This is a genomic window from Pseudomonas sp. JL2, from assembly GCF_031570495.1.
In the GTDB taxonomy this organism is placed as follows: domain Bacteria; phylum Pseudomonadota; class Gammaproteobacteria; order Pseudomonadales; family Pseudomonadaceae; genus Aquipseudomonas; species Aquipseudomonas rhizophila.
The window spans coordinates 1-389 of record NZ_JAKUDH010000077.1 but is presented as its reverse complement, the minus strand read 5'-3'; the positions used below and the strand labels follow the sequence as shown (position 1 = coordinate 389).

Sequence of the window (389 nt, the reverse complement as noted above, 5' to 3'; positions counted from 1 at the left end):
GTGGCTTGATAGGTAAAGCTTTCACTCAGGACATTCGGACCATCGTTGGCCGAAGGTGCGGTGGTGGCTGGCGAGGTCAGGGTGTAGGTGTACGAACCGTCGGGGTTGAGCAGCAGTTGGCCATAGGCACCGGTGGCGTTGCCTACCAGGGCGAAGGTGACGGCGCCGATTGCACCTGTGACCGAGCCGACCAGGCTACCGCTGGCCGTTTCAGTGGTAGCGTTCGGCGCGCTGCCGGTGACGGTACCGGGGGCCAGGTCCTGACCGTCCTGGTTCAGGTCCAGGGCTTTTTCGTAGACGGTAATGTCCTGATCGGTTTCAGCGACGAGGCAGCTGTTGTAGACATCGATGGTGATGGTGGTGGTGCTTTCATCGCCGTCGGCATCGCG

Annotated in this window: 1 protein-coding gene; it reads right to left on the bottom strand. The window is 61.7% G+C overall.

Annotated features, from left to right (window positions below):
- Window positions 1-389: VCBS domain-containing protein (locus MKS85_RS28820; protein WP_310663258.1), on the bottom strand; the 389-nt coding region annotated here is incomplete at both ends.